The sequence below is a fragment of the Microbulbifer echini genome, assembly GCF_041447225.1.
Taxonomy (GTDB): Bacteria; Pseudomonadota; Gammaproteobacteria; order Pseudomonadales; family Cellvibrionaceae; genus Microbulbifer; species Microbulbifer echini.
On sequence record NZ_JBGMEL010000006.1, the window covers coordinates 1 to 14804 of the forward strand.

The following is a 14804-nucleotide window of genomic DNA, read 5'->3' on the forward strand; positions in this document are numbered from 1 at the left end:
TTTACGGCGCTTCAGATTGTATTCTGCTTCGGCAAAGGTGACTTGGTGCATGATCTATCGTAGCCTTGACGGATAACTGAATACTACCAAATTGGCTCGGAATTATTCAGAGGTTCCTTAAGTAGAAATTCTTTAGATCGAAGTTACTTTGGCACCGCCATCTTATTGCATGGATTTCGCACTTCAAAAGAATTCATGCTGGATTCTGCTCTTTATTTTCGCTTTCTTGGGCTTCAGGTTGTTGTTCCAGACCTTCTCGGTCATGGTGATACTGGTGGCAAAAAAAAATATGGAGTGGATGATAGCAAATATATCAACTCTCTTATTGACAACCTAATTGAAGAAGGGATTATCAAAGATGGAAATATATATCTTGTAGGAAGCTCTATGGGCGCCTTAACGGCCTCACATATTTCTTCTTTAAGATCAGACATCAGCGGAGTCATTCTTTTAGCTCCGATGCTGCAATTTGATGAGGCCGTATACAATTATGCAAAGATTGACCACCCCATACTTAGTCGGATTATCCCTGAGAAAGATATACGCAAGGGAGCGGCTTTAGCTCTAAGAAAATCTAATGTAAAGCTAAAAGATACAAACATACAGCCTCTATTAAAATCCTCCCAGACTCCGACACTACTAATACTCTCAGATTCAGACCAAATTTCACCGTATGCAAGTTATAAGCAATTGCAGAAAGATAATATAGAAATATTCAAAGTTAATGGTAGGCATCATCCAAGCATGAATACAATAGGAGAAGGCGAGCATGAAGCCATTGTTAAATGGCTCAATACTACTCAATAGTACAACCTATAGAATTTTCGGTTACCTTCAAAATTGAAACCATGCTGGAGAAGACCTTCTGTTAAGTAAAAGGTTATCATCATAGTTCCCTACTCTATCCCTATACATCATGTAGTGATCTAGCAAACCCCGACACCAATTTAGATGCTGAAAATGACCATTTGAAATTCATATCCTTCGGGTGTTCCCACACACTGTCTGGCCGATAGCAACATAGGAATCACTATTTGATCAACGACTGCTATTATTTGAATTTGAATAAATACCTACTTACATCTTAGTCGACCCTAAATTCATAAAGGAAACGTGCATGAAGAAACATTCATTCTTATTCATAATGATTTTGATTGCCCTTGCCTTTACGGGGTTTAACACAGCAGCTGAAGAAGGCAAGCTTAAGCCTCTCCAAAATAGTGAGGGCATCATTTGCAGTAATGAATATGTCTTATGCACTTCAGCTCCTTGTATCCCGGACCCCAGAAACCCGGATTCAAATGCAATTTGTCAATGTGATGTTAACCGGGGTTTGAACTTTGGGATGTCAGAATGTAAAGCCCGGATTCCTGTGACTGACTCGACCGGTGTAAAAAAAACCGTATCGACTTTTTCTTTCGCTCAGGCACCTACTAAACCAGTACTTTCCTGTCCCGAGGGAAAACCCTGGACGGATTGCCTGGATCAGCCCTGTATTGTCGACCCAATGAACCCACTCAAGGCCATTTGCACATGCAAAATAGTGCGTGATCAGCCTTTTGTAACTTTTGGAGGAGACTGTGTTTCTTTGACTTGTGATACAGGCTACTGGTCAGGCGCAACGCTAGGGTCCTATGTTGGGGCAAGTAGACAACTTATGAAGGCTTTTGGTTTAGATCAGACGCCTGCCAAATATTGTGCGGGAGCAAAGCCGGGAGTCTCAGAGTGATCTCAATTTGACTGGAAAGTCACCCCATAGAGGTCTAATCTTATGCCAAGATAATATCTACTCCTCTAGTCCTCCCCCCTTGCCATAACCTTGTGAGGCTTCGTATGAGAAAAGCAACCAGTGAAAAAGTGAGCGCAAAGGATCAAGCCAGGCTTACGGCTCCAACGGATCTGGGCGAGAACGCGAAGAGCAGCATTACTACTGCTGTCAATACACTATTGGCAGACACCTTTAGCTTATACTTGAAAACGAAGAATTTTCACTGGCATGTGAGCGGTCCACACTTCCGGGACTACCATCTACTGTTTGACGATCAGGCCAGTCAAATTTTCAAGATGACCGATGTTTTGGCAGAGCGTGTACGTAAACTGGGGGGAACCACACTTCGCTCCATTGGTCAGATCGCCAAACTGCAACGATCTTCAGATAATGATGCGGATTATGTAGACCCACAAGATATGCTTACGGAACTTGGTGAAGATAATCAGCAAATGATTGCCAACATGCGCAAAGTCCATGAGCTCTGTGATAAGCACCGTGATATTGCAACTGCAAGTATACTGGAGGAGTATATTGATCAGGCCGAAAGGCGATCATGGTTCTTATTTGAGGCTAGCCGGAGTCCAGGATTAACGCACCACTGAGCCTCACCCCAAAAGACGCAATACTTTTGTGTCCCCAGTTAAAGAAGGGGTTTGTTGTATTTCTAGCCGACAACAACTCCTTTCTTACATCTCTATTAAAACTGTCCTTTCATCTACAGCGTTAAATTTACAGTTCCAGCCACAATTTTCTATACAATTTATCTCCCCAGTTACGGAACAGCTGGATAACGCGGGGAATAATTTATGAGATTTTCAAGTTTGCCAAGGTGGCCGAATCACCAATCTTTTCAACAAGGAAATCAATAAACACCCTGACTTTTGACGTGAGTACATTAGATTTAGGGTAGACAAGCCAAATCGCTGCCTGGTCATCAATTTTGTAATCCGGAAGTACCCGAACCAGTGTGCCCTCTTCTAACTCAGAATGAATATTCCATAACGAACTCATACAAACCCCAACCCCGGCCTTGGCCGCTATACGCATGCTGGCGCCATCATCACAAATTACTCGAGACTTGCCTTTCGGTGGAGGAAATGATCCAGCTTGTTTATCACGTTCAGATATCAGCTTTCTGGGCTTTGAATTCATAAACACCAAAAGCTGATGCCGAATGAGATCTTCAGGCGTATTTGGAGCACCGTATTTCTTTAAGTAGCTGGGGGAAGCGCACAGGATTCTCTTGTCTTCTGCAAGTTTACGTCCAATAAGACTACTGTCTTCTACGGCATAGTTGCGTAGGGCTAAGTCAAAGCCTCCCTCGATTAGGTTAACTTGTGTATCAGATAGCTTAAGCTCCACATTCACACCGGGATATCGCTCAAGAAATTCAGGCAGTATTGGTGCTACAAAGCGCTGTACAAATGTGCTTGAAGCCGCAAATCTTAGCGTTCCGCTCACATTTGAACTGCCTTTACCCAGGGCTGCCAAGGCAGCATCTTCTTGAGCAAGGATCTCTCTAGCATAGGGAAGGAATTCGGCTCCTTCTGTCGATAAAGTGACCTTCCGAGTGGATCTATGGAATAGATCCGCCCCTAATTGAACCTCAAGCTTTGACAGGCGCGCACTGGCTACTGATGGAGCCAAACCAAGCTGGCGCCCTGCGGAACTGATATTGAGCAGCTCAGCTGCCAGCACAAAAAGTCTTATTCCGTTCGTATCCACTAATTATATCCAAAATCAGTATTCTGATTCCATTTATACATCATTTATTCGCAATAACCAATGAATTAGGCTTTGCCCAACTGTTGAGTAGTTGCCCTCAAAGGGCTTGTAGCCAAGCAATAACAGGAATTTCGTTCGCGATTAGAAGAGATAAATAGATGGTATTTTCTTTCTTCTGAACATTTATGGGATATGACCGAATGATCCCAATTGTGCAAAGGACATGGCAATGCCAACAACCATAACCCGTTGTGTCAACTATGTTGAAGGGGATGTTTAGTGACTTCTGGCCAAAGAGATAGAGATGGTTGGTTTCCCGAAATCAATACTGGCTTCAATAGCGTATTTAAGCCTGGACGACTTTCTTTAGGCATAATCGTCCCTATTGAAAACTACTCGGCAACCTCTGTGCCAACTATGGCAGATCATATTGAGAGAGTTCAACTCGCTGAGGAGCTAGGTTTTAGCGCCGTTTGGCTAAGAGACGTGCCGTTCAATGTGCCTTCATTTGGTGATGCCGGGCAAGTGTTTGACCCTTTCGTCTATCTTGGATTACTTGCAGGTGCTACTTCAAAGATTAGCCTCGGCGTAGCGAGTCTTATTTTGCCATTACGCCACCCAGCACACGTTGCAAAAGCAGCTGCCTCGGTTGATCACCTCTCCGTAGGGCGATTTATCCTTGGCATTGCCAGCGGCGATCGCCCTGAAGAGTACCCAGCGATGAATGTTCCTTATAAGGAGAGGGGGGCGATTTTTCGTGAGAGTTACGAATACATTCGAAAAATAACAGCCCCCTACCCTCATTTTGACAATCGTCTTGGGGCAGTATCTGGCGAAGTGGACCTTTTGCCAAAGCCTTATGGCCAACAAGTGCCGTTACTAATAACAGGGTCCTCCCAGCAAGCCCCAGATTGGCTAGCGAGCAATGGCGACGGATGGATTACATACCCCAGGCCCCATGCAGAGCAGAAGCATTTTATCAAACAACTAAGAAAAAACATCTGCGGAGAAGAGGTCCCGGCCAAGCCAGTTATGGAGCCACTGTATATTGATGTTATTGGCGACCCTGATTGTCCGCCACAACCAATACATTTGGGGTTTCGCATCGGCATCAATCAATTAGCTGTGTATTTGAAGTCAAGAGCGGCAATTGGCATTAATCATATTGCGCTTAATCTACGCTTTAATAAACGCGACGTACAAGAAACACTTCAACAGATTGCTACAAATATTCTTCCAGAGTTGAAAGGATAGGAATAATTAATGAAGAAGACAATTTTACTAACAGGCGCAACTGATGGTATTGGACTGGAAACGGCAAAGCTATTAGCGTCAAAAGGCCATACTTTACTGTTGCATGGCAGAAGCAAGTCTAAACTGGCACAGGTAACGAAAAGCATCTCACAAGATTACCCTGAAACCACAATAGATATTTTTCTGGCAGATCTCACGAACCTATCTGAAGTTGAGGCACTGGCAGTAAAAGTTAAAAATCATTATTCAAATATTGACGTACTAATAAACAATGCTGGTGTACTTAAAATACCTAACCCGGTTACAGACTCAGGGTACGATATTCGTTTTATCGTAAATACTATTGCACCATATATATTAACCAAGCACCTTTTACCTCTGTTCAATAGTAATGGCCGTATCATCAATCTATCCTCTGCCGCCCAAGCGCCTGTGAATCTGGAAGCGCTTAAAGGTGAGCAACTTCTTTCCGATAGTGATGCTTATGCCCAGAGTAAACTGGCTATTACGATGTGGACATTCCAATTATCCAAATCCCTTGACAATAAAGCCCCAGCATTTATTGCCATTAACCCGGCATCATTCCTGGGCAGCAAAATGGTCAAAGAGGCTTATGGCTCGCTTGGGAGAGATATCGGTATTGGGGCTAATGTATTGGTTCGAGCAGCTCTTAGTGATGAATTCTCCAGTGCTACCGGCAAGTACTTTGATAACGACCTAGGCAATTGGTCTCAGCCACACCCCGATGCTCTTGATGAGGCAAAGAGTAAATTGCTTATTTTAGAAATTGAACGCGTTGCTAATGAGTTAGGGGCTCAAATCCCCTAATACATAACCTGTAACTTAAACAACTAATACCTTCCCCCCCTAAAAGGACATAATGATGAAGTATGAAGGCTTTACTACATTCTCAACCGCTCAAAAGGAAGGCATTTTAACGGTCACATTTGATTTTGGGCCAGTTAATGTCCAGGGGCAAGAAATGCTGGCGGACCTTAACAATTTAGCCATGCGTCTGGAACGGGATCGCAATACCAAAGTGGTAGTTTTTCAATCGGCAAACCCTGAAATTTGGGTCTGCCATTATGATACAGAGCTCTTAAAGGATATGTCTGATGAGGCAATATCCCGTGAAGAAGTCAAGTTACTCGATTTACAAGCAGTTTGTGAGCGAATTAGTAAAGTTCCACAGGCAACCATTGCCAAACTAGAAGGCTTTGCTCGAGGCGGCGGCCACGAGTTGGCATTGGCAATGGATATGCGCTTTGCCGCACGTGGCAAATTTAAGTTTATGCAAATGGAAGTTGGTATGGGAATTCTGCCCTGCGGCGGTGGTGCATCTCGGATGGCTCGCCAGACCGGCTTAGGGAGAGCGCTGGAGATCATTCTAAGTGCCCGAGACTTCGATGCGGATGAAGCAGAGGAATTTGGAACAATTAATAAAGCACTTGACCCTGGTGAAATCAACGAATATGTAGGCATTCTAGCAAAAAGAATTGCACGATTCCCTGCTGAATCTATCAATGCTTGTAAGCAGGCTGTATATGAATCAATCGACAAACCAATTGATGAGGCATTGAAAGCAGAAGCCTACTGGCTATACCAAGCAACCAGTAAAACACCCGCACTAAAACGATTCTCAATCGCGGATCAGCAAGGATTAGAGCATGACATTGAAAATCAGCGCAATTGGAATGAACTCGTAATGAAGGTGCAAAATATTAATTAAACTTACAAAGGGTGTTATTGTGTATATAAATCAATAACACCCTTTCAACTAAAAAATATGGTGATGGATTTTCGAGTCTTAGTCAAAAAATCACATTAAGAGTGCTTCTTAATTTACCTGACCACCAATTAATTTCGAGAAACTGTAAATGAAAGCAATGATCATTAACGCCTTCGGCAGCCCAGATGTATTTAAAAAAGTAACCGTAAAAAAGCCGACCATCAAAAGTGGACATGTACTGATAAAAATCTCTGCAACCAGTGTCAACACTGTAGATACAATGCTAAGAGAAATGGGGGAGGAACTGCCTTTTTCTCCGCCCTTACCCGCAATTTTGGGTATGGATTTCTCTGGCACAATTGAAGAAATTGGTGATGGTGTAACCGATTATAAAATTGGCGATGAAGTTTATGGTTGTGCCGGTGGATTAGCAAATCTACCTGGGACCCTGGCTGAATATATGGTTTCAGATGCAAAATTAATAGCATTGAAACCATCCAATTTAAGTATGCGCGAGGCTGCTGCATTACCATTAGTTGGTATTACTGCCTATGAAGGCTGGCAACGCGCGGGGATACAAGCAGGTCAGAGAGTACTAGTCCATGGTGGATCAGGTGGAGTTGGTCATATTGCTTTACAGCTAGCCAAGCACTTTGGTTCCGATGTGTTTTCAACAGGTTCTGGTGAGCCACAGATGAAGATGATAGAGCAACTTGGTGCGACACCTATCAACTATAAAAAGGAATCAGTAGAGGACTATGTACAAAAATACACTAAGGGAGATGGTTTCAATATTGTGTTTGACTCCGTTGGTGGTACAAATATGTTAAATTCATTTCAAGCATCTGCGCTCAATGGCCAAGTTATCTCAACGGTTGCCATGGTTGAACTTGACCTAACAACAGCACACCTCAAAGGACTATCTTTACATGTCGTATTTATGCTTATCCCAATGTTGCATAATTTTTATCGTGAAAAGCATGGTGTCATTTTAAAAGCGTTGAAGTCTATTGTTGAAGAGGATGGCCTCAGACCAGTACTTGACGAAACATCCTATGGACTAGCTGATATTGGTAAAGCCCATGAACGGTTAGCCAGTGGGCAAGCCATGGGTAAAGTCGTAGTCACTATTGACTGATATCTTCAGCTAACGAACCTCTAAAAACCAAGCCTGACGTAAGACTATTCACGCGGTTTATGTCTAATATATGCATTATCCAAGGTTTTTCGCAACCAGATACGACATGCCTATAGCTTCCTTCAGGCTTCAAGGAGAAATCATTGGCATCGGCTTCAGAAATCAATTTTTTATCCAAAGCGGGATGACATCATCCCCTTCAAAGCCATAGGCGACTTCGAATTGAAGTGGTATAACAATCCATCAGCGCTCATATCGGACTATTGTTAGCTATATCTAACATTACAGTGGTCTTATCATAATGCTACCTCTCCAAGATAAGCGCATTCTTTCCTTCGAAACCTGGGGCGCAGGTTCTTTTCATGGCACATTATTGGCCATGTTAGGCGCCGAAGTTATTAATATTGAGGACCCAAAACAAAATGGAAACCCATTAAGAAGAATGGGCTCATTGTATCTCGATGAGAATAAGGAAGATAACGAAAGTGGAGAGTCAACGCTCCACAATAAGAAAAGCCTGGCATTGGATATTCGAACGCCAGACGGGAGAAACGTCTTCCTAAAGCTTGTCTCTAAATCGGACGCAGTCATTGATAACTTTCGCGGTTCTTTACCAGAGGAGCTTGGAGTTACATATGAAGAGTTAAAAGTTGTCAATCCTAAAATCGTTTGTACTCACCTTTCTGGATACGGCCGAGATAACAATAGAAAAAGCTGGCCCGGCTATGATTTTCTCATGCAGGCAGAGACCGGCTGGATGTCGGTCACAGGAGAGCCAGGTTCTATACCCACCAAAGTTGGGGTATCTGTCGTCGATTTACTGGGGAGCGTGTATTCGGCACTGTGTACCGTTTCTGGGTTGCTGCGCACCGAAATCACAGGTAAAGGTGGCGATTTCGATACAAACTTGTTTGATATTGCCCTCAACTGCCTTTGTTATCAGGGCCTATGGTTCCTCAATGAGGGGGTAACTTCTGGTAAGCAGCCACGCTCTGCTCACGCATCACAGGCACCTTCTCAACTGGTGAAAACCGCCGATGGATGGTTCTATGTTGCCTGCTTAACACAAAAATTTTGGGAAATCCTATGTATGGAGCTCAATGAAAATGCTCTCAAAGAGGATCCACGCTTTCAATCAAATGCGGATAGAATACAGCACAGGGAAGCGTTAACCGAGACCTTGGATCGCTTCTTCCAGAAAAAAACCACTGCAGAATGGGCTAAACAGATGGAGGGGAAAGTTCCCTGTGCTCCTGTTTATAACATCGCTCAAGCTTTAAACAACTCTTATGTCCGTAATAACGGTAAGATTGTTTCAATTCCTTATACTCGCAGCAAGTGCCGGGAATCGATCAAATACCTAAGCGCACCCTTTTCTATTGGGGATACTCCAGCAATGGAATTCCAGGAGGCTCCTCTCTACGGCGAAAACACAAGGGAAATTTTAAGCAAAGTGGGGCTTACTGGAGAAGAGATAGAAGAACTGTATAAAACTGGTGTAATCCACTACCGCTAAAATTGTCAACTCAAGGAAGGAGTGCCTAATGCATATACAAGCACCGACCGCATCGGACTCCCCACTCTGGGATCGCCTAATGGGCAACTATACTTTTGCCTGCCTTAAAGTCGCAGCACAACTTGATATTGCCGGGCTGATTAATGAAGGTTATAACACAAGTGCAGCACTAGCAGAGAAATTACAACTCAGCAATAAAGGTATGCAGCTATACCTTTTGGCACTCCATCACTTGGGCTACGTCAACATTGAAGACCAACACTATACGAACTCTGAACTTACTGAAAATTACCTGAATAAAAGTAGCCCCTATTATTGGGGAGAAGTTCTGCTGGACCCTTTCGCAATCTATGACATCAATCACTTGGATAAAAAGATTTTAACCAGTCTTAAACGTGAATATGAACTTGAATGCAAAGGTCATTCCGTAACAGATATGTGGCAGCAAGGCGAGATGGATAGTGACTCGGCTGCAGCCTTTACCCATCTAATGCACTCACAAGGTTTCGCTTCCGCTGTAACCGCGGCCTCAAAGGGTATGTTTAGCCCAGTGAAGACTTTGCTGGATGCCGGTGCCGGTTCTGGGACGATTGCACTCGCTTTCTGCGATACCTATCCTGAACGCAGTGCCCTACTCTTTGACCTTGCCCCAGTTTGTGAGGCTGCCAAAGAGTATGTACAGAAATTCAAAAAAGCCGAACAAATCACCATTGTGAAAGGGGATTTATTTAGTGCAGAGTGGCCCAAAGGCTTTGATGGGATCTGTTTTAGTAATGTGCTACATGATTGGCTTGAGCCTGTCGGTCAGTCATTAGTTGAAAAAGCTTTCTGTTTATTACCCAGCGGGGGCTACATTTTCATTCACGATATGCTCTATGACGAGAAGCGCCTTACACCCAGCTTATTCTCCTTTCATCTATATATGAACCACGGTGCTCAATTATTTTCTGAGCCCGAACTTTATAAACTATTGGTTAATGCTGGTTTTAAGGCACCGCAAACGCACCCATCACTGGGTTACTTCTCTGTAATCTCGGCCAAAAAACGTTAAAAAGCACACAAATGGAGCTAAAGCATAAAGGCTGCTAAGTATGAGTATAGGGAATATCGAGTGGGATGAATTAATAACCCATGCCAGGGAAATATCCAAACACGGCGGTCTCAAAGTTCGGGATGGTGCCCGCTGTATAGAAGATCTACCAATCAGTGGCCCGGAGGAAATACTGCGAATCACTGGGGCTTTTGCTCGCGAGAATGGTGCCATCTTAATGTCTAGCGGCGGAACTACAGGTAACCCCAAACTGGCGTACACCCCCTTTCATCAGGCTTTAGGGAGGCTGTTATCCGAGTGGCGTCCACTCGGACCGGGCAATGTGGTTCTCAATCTATTTAATCCGGGGCGACTATGGGGTGCCCATTATTTCATTCAAGCCCTTGTCGAACAAAGCCGGGCTGTAAGCGCACCTACAGGGCCTTTTACACCAGCGGAAGTCGCTACTTGGCTGCCTATGTTCCGGAAAGTCGGCGTTAATACACTAGCCGGTGCTCCTACTGGATTGGCTGACTTCGCTAAGGGAATCTTGGATCGAGGTGATGAGCTGGCAATCAATACCATTATCTGGTTGGCCGAACCCTGGACCGAGAAAAAATATAGAACTGTGCGCAAAGCCTTCCCCAGTGCCGGCTTCTGGTGTGACTATGGTTCAGTGGAAACTCATAGTATTGCGGTCAATGGTCCCGAGTGTGACCGCGACACCTATCACCTTTTGGCGGATCAACTAATAGAGCCTCAGGAGCGCGGGGCTTTACTTACACGTATTGGCAATGGTTGGACAGTACCCCTCTTACGTTATCGATTGGGCGATAGGATTAAACCGGCCAGCTGCCGCTGTGGCCGCTCAGAGGCGCTAGTTATTGAAGGGCGTGCGGATGATTCAGTAAGCCTACTGAGTGCACTGATCAGTACTGGTAAAGTCATCGAACTCGCAGAGCAGATGGCAGGAGTTGAAGAAGCCCAGATACTACTTACGCGCAATGAAAAAGAAACGTCGATTAAGGCTGCAAGTGTGTTTACCCTGACTTTCACTGGCAACGTCGAGCCTGAGAGAGTGCGTGCAAAAATATTGGCTGGGATTCACAATCTATCCTCAGTTGTGCAGCGATACCCTGATTCTTTTATGGTAAAGCGTGTAAAAGAAATGCAGCGGGTCACACGCACCAATAAGGTGCCTCCTGTTATCTGGGGGAAAACCGGACAATAACTTCTTTTGAGACGCAATCCAGTCACCAAAAGCCAATGCACGCTCCCCCCAGCTTTTATCGGATACTTAAGCGCAGAGCAAATAAACCCAAGTAGTGACAGACGGCTAACCCACCCCTATTCTTAAGAGGTACAAACGCATACAGCAGTCTGTCAGGCAAAATTTATACCAGTTAGGATCCCAGCCCTGCAGCGCGGAGCGGTTTCTCCTTGAAGAGAGGGGGAATTCTAAAGTAGGTCAGCGCACGCCAGAGCCACTCTAAAGGCCCCATACGGAAAACTTTTAACCAGAGATCAGAATAGGCCACCTGAAACAGGCCAAGCAGTATACAGATGCCGGTAACTTCTAAACGCGACAGCTCACCATAAAGCCCCATCCCAAAACCATAAAAAATGAACACACAAATAACAGACTGCGCAAGATAATTAGTAAATGCCATACGGCCAACTTGCTGAATTTTATTCTTGATCCACACGTGTTTATTGGTTCGATACCAGAGGCAAGCTAAACCAATGTAACCAACACTGGTGAAGGCAGCCCCTATCAAGTTAAATACGTCACCATATAAGAAATAACTGTTTATATCCCACCCATGACGATAGTTCCAAATCAAACCCAGCAAGGTTAGTATCAAGCCGACGGATGTTCCAATAATGGCCAATCTCTTATAGGTCCCTGCCGTAGCTTCACCACGTAAAACACCTATTTTAAAGAGGCCCATTCCAATCAACATCATCGCAGAAATTTTTAAAATAAGTGAAAGACTGAAGAATAGCATCACTATGCTCCCTTCAAAATCTGTATTGCTATTCTCAACGGAAAAACGATGGTTAATCAACTCCCAGAAACCACCACTATAAGCCGCTATATCCCGTTGAATTTGCGCTGCATCTGGAGAAAAGATATCTGAAACTACGTATCTAGCCTCACCACTAAGCTCTGACAATCTAACCCCCATAGAAATGGAGCTCCATAAAGAACCTATCAGAACCAAAGATCCCAAAGCAATTAGCCAACCGCCACGTAGCCAACGGAACACATAAAGCACCATAGCGACAATGGCATAAACAGTAAGTATGTCGCCCTCCCAGATATAGATTGCATGGAGCAAACCTATAAGCAACAACCAGAAATTACGACTGTAATGAATCTTGGCAGCAGATTTTTGTTGGTATAAACGTTTCTCAGCCAGTAAGACAATGCCCGCCCCGAAAAGCATGGCAAACAACCCCATGAATTTTTGGTCCGCAATTAGATGCAAAACAATAAAAACAAGATCATTGAATGGCCCATCGCTAAAATAAGCCTTTGGATTTAAGTAGGCGGCCATGGGCATTGAAAAGCTCACCACATTCATAAAAGGAATTCCCAACAGGGCAATACCTCTTAATAGATCCAACTGTGAAATCCGAGTTTGCATACAAATCCATTTCAGGAAAAAAGTCTGAGATTAGTGTTTTTTTTATTGGGATACAAGCTTGGGACGATAAGTATCACCAATTTCTTATTGACATCTGTACCAAATAATCAAAATCACCAAAGGATATTTTATTCCATATTGACGGACTAGAATCTTATATCTTTTGAGACCTCCATTGGACCAGCATCCTACAAGCCAATAGAGCATTAGATTTGTGGGACTTAGGGCGTTGGTGAGTTATTCGTGGATGGACAAACTCTTCAGCACGAACGAAGCTGAATGAAATATAAGGAACATTCAACGCATGTTTGCTTGATGGGCCCGCTTATCAATGTAGAGGGTATTTGATTTCCTTAGCCATCACCCACATCTTATAGTCTGCCGGCATTTCGGAGAGATAATTTAGGGTCCGATAGATCAGGCTCTTTTCCATTTGATCTATACCAAGAGATTTACTCCAACCTTCGGCTGCCAATCGATATCGCATTACAATCAGAAGGAATTTCTGCTCATTGGAGAGCCCACTACCATGGCCATTAATAAGAAGGTGCATTGAAACGAGATCATAATCCAGATCAAATTTGGACTCATTTACCTGGATATTTATTTGAGCGGAACGCCCTGCTACCGATGATCCACGAACAACTATCTGCATCTCATCCAGAAAAAATGAAACGTGCGCATTATCATTATCGGAGTTGTTAACGTAGCGCCCACTTAGCGCCAGCTCTCTAATCTGCCTTTTGCTAATCTCCCCTCTTAGCCAAAGGTTGGTCATTTTTCTAAGGGGGCCGTAGGATTCAGTTGCGGGAGTGGTATCCTCTGCCAGTGAAGGCAATGAAATGAGGAGCACGAAAAGACAAATACAGATCCTTCTTACAGCCATTGCTACTACCACTCAAAATTATGATTGGGCCACGCAAGCGATACCAAGAAATTACTCAAGGATGGGTATACGAACATTGTTTTGGGGCGCAGCGACACTCATTCACGGCATTATCGGTCGGGGGTTTAAATTCCACATTAATTTGAGCTCTATCGGCTCGCCTTCTCTCTTTGTGTCTCTGCAATGACTCTCTCGTTGATGCATGAAATCCTCCTGAGAGAAAATACCCCATGAATATGTCAACCTTCTCATCCAGACTGAAACTACTCTTCCCCAGACCTATCCGGGAGTTAACTTTCGACAAACTGTAAGTCAATAAAATATCTTGACCATCACGATCGAACAGGTTAAATAGGCCTATCGCCCAATCGGTTTCCAATACATGGGTGAGCGCGTTAAGCTTATCCACAAATTCTAAATAGATTAAGGAAAAGTCTTCACCTCCTTGAAGAAATCTACTTACGTAAGTGGACTCCTCCTCCCGTAAAAAATCCAACGCTGCCTGGATCGTTATTTCCTGAATATCATTGGCCAGGATATAGCCAGTGAGTCTATTGACTTCAACCACCGTCATGCCAAGTTCATAAAGTTTAGCTTGGTGTTTAGGCAGTCCTCGCCAAGAGGATAACGGTATTAGCAACCGGTATGCGGTCATCCACTCAGGATGTTCTTTTAAATTCACCTCATACCAAGTCGGACTCTTTTTTTCAAGGCCGTGCTTTTGGAGGAAAGACAAGTCTTCACCGTCATAACTCGCTTGGCGAACTGCTTTCATTCGCAGCCAAGCTGTCAAATTCCGTTCCCTACTCAGTATCCAGTCGCTATCAATTTTCTTATTGAGATCATTGGCCGTAGCATGCAATATCTGTAAGGCATCTTGAGTAGAGCTAGCGACAGCCGAAGCTGTAAAGATGATGCTCATTAAAGAAATCAACAATAAGACGGCATTTGGAAGGAATGGCATTGGGGAACCTTATGTCGCTTTCGATAGCTATATGTGACTTGGCCCATTATTAAGAGGGGCACTGCTTAATTATCGCTTGGAAGCCTGCTTCGAAGAGAAAATGGATGTCGGAATTCCCACCATAGGGCTCATGGGAAATT

Annotated in this window: 14 protein-coding genes; 10 read left to right on the forward strand and 4 right to left on the reverse strand. The window is 44.0% G+C overall.

Annotated elements, in window-relative coordinates:
* Positions 1-165 precede the first annotated feature (165 nt).
* From ACCI51_RS07325 to ACCI51_RS07335, 3 genes are all read left to right on the forward strand, one after another.
* On the forward strand, positions 166-807 hold the full coding sequence (locus ACCI51_RS07325) for an alpha/beta hydrolase (protein ID WP_371843137.1): 642 nt from the start codon (positions 166-168) through the stop codon (positions 805-807).
* Positions 808-1117: 310 nt separating this feature from the next.
* Positions 1118-1729, forward strand: coding sequence for a hypothetical protein (locus ACCI51_RS07330; protein WP_371843138.1), 612 nt, complete (start codon positions 1118-1120; stop codon positions 1727-1729).
* A gap of 104 nt (positions 1730-1833) precedes the next feature.
* Entirely contained in the window at positions 1834-2373 is a 540-nt protein-coding gene (locus tag ACCI51_RS07335; protein WP_371843139.1) for a Dps family protein, read from the forward strand.
* Positions 2374-2575: 202 nt separating this feature from the next.
* On the opposite strand, the gene ACCI51_RS07340 is transcribed toward ACCI51_RS07335, so the two are convergent.
* Positions 2576-3496: a LysR family transcriptional regulator gene (locus ACCI51_RS07340; protein ID WP_371843140.1), complete on the reverse strand. Its 921-nt coding sequence runs from the start codon at positions 3494-3496 to the stop codon at positions 2576-2578.
* A 279-nt stretch (positions 3497-3775) separates the two neighbouring features.
* On the opposite strand from ACCI51_RS07340, the gene ACCI51_RS07345 reads away from it, so the two are divergent.
* The 7 genes from ACCI51_RS07345 (at position 3776) to ACCI51_RS07375 (ending at position 11394) form a co-directional block, all read left to right on the forward strand.
* On the forward strand, positions 3776-4750 hold the full coding sequence (locus tag ACCI51_RS07345; protein WP_371843141.1) for an LLM class oxidoreductase: 975 nt from the start codon (positions 3776-3778) through the stop codon (positions 4748-4750).
* Positions 4751-4759: 9 nt separating this feature from the next.
* Positions 4760-5578 (forward strand): SDR family NAD(P)-dependent oxidoreductase, encoded by an 819-nt coding sequence (locus tag ACCI51_RS07350; RefSeq protein WP_299587040.1) that lies wholly within the window; start codon positions 4760-4762, stop codon positions 5576-5578.
* Positions 5579-5630: 52 nt separating this feature from the next.
* The gene (locus tag ACCI51_RS07355) at positions 5631-6479 is read left to right on the forward strand and encodes an enoyl-CoA hydratase/isomerase family protein (RefSeq protein ID WP_371843142.1); all 849 of its coding nucleotides are present in this window, start codon (positions 5631-5633) and stop codon (positions 6477-6479) included.
* A 148-nt stretch (positions 6480-6627) separates the two neighbouring features.
* Positions 6628-7617: a zinc-dependent alcohol dehydrogenase family protein gene (locus ACCI51_RS07360; RefSeq protein ID WP_299587035.1), complete on the forward strand. Its 990-nt coding sequence runs from the start codon at positions 6628-6630 to the stop codon at positions 7615-7617.
* A gap of 301 nt (positions 7618-7918) precedes the next feature.
* The gene (locus tag ACCI51_RS07365) at positions 7919-9133 is read left to right on the forward strand and encodes a CaiB/BaiF CoA transferase family protein (RefSeq protein ID WP_371843143.1); all 1215 of its coding nucleotides are present in this window, start codon (positions 7919-7921) and stop codon (positions 9131-9133) included.
* Between the two features lie 28 nt (positions 9134-9161).
* Positions 9162-10184 carry a methyltransferase gene (locus ACCI51_RS07370; protein ID WP_455363774.1) on the forward strand — a complete coding sequence of 341 codons (1023 nt, stop codon included), beginning with the start codon at positions 9162-9164 and terminating at the stop codon, positions 10182-10184.
* A gap of 40 nt (positions 10185-10224) precedes the next feature.
* The gene (locus tag ACCI51_RS07375; RefSeq protein WP_371843145.1) at positions 10225-11394 is read left to right on the forward strand and encodes an AMP-binding protein; all 1170 of its coding nucleotides are present in this window, start codon (positions 10225-10227) and stop codon (positions 11392-11394) included.
* 172 nt (positions 11395-11566) lie between these two features.
* On the opposite strand, the gene ACCI51_RS07380 is transcribed toward ACCI51_RS07375, so the two are convergent.
* The 3 genes from ACCI51_RS07380 to ACCI51_RS07390 form a co-directional block, all read right to left on the reverse strand.
* The gene (locus ACCI51_RS07380) at positions 11567-12814 is read right to left on the reverse strand and encodes a DUF418 domain-containing protein (RefSeq protein ID WP_371843146.1); all 1248 of its coding nucleotides are present in this window, start codon (positions 12812-12814) and stop codon (positions 11567-11569) included.
* Between the two features lie 328 nt (positions 12815-13142).
* Positions 13143-13700: a hypothetical protein gene (locus tag ACCI51_RS07385; protein ID WP_371843147.1), complete on the reverse strand. Its 558-nt coding sequence runs from the start codon at positions 13698-13700 to the stop codon at positions 13143-13145.
* Positions 13701-13755: 55 nt separating this feature from the next.
* Positions 13756-14664: a hypothetical protein gene (locus ACCI51_RS07390; RefSeq protein ID WP_371843148.1), complete on the reverse strand. Its 909-nt coding sequence runs from the start codon at positions 14662-14664 to the stop codon at positions 13756-13758.
* Positions 14665-14804: the final 140 nt, after the last annotated feature.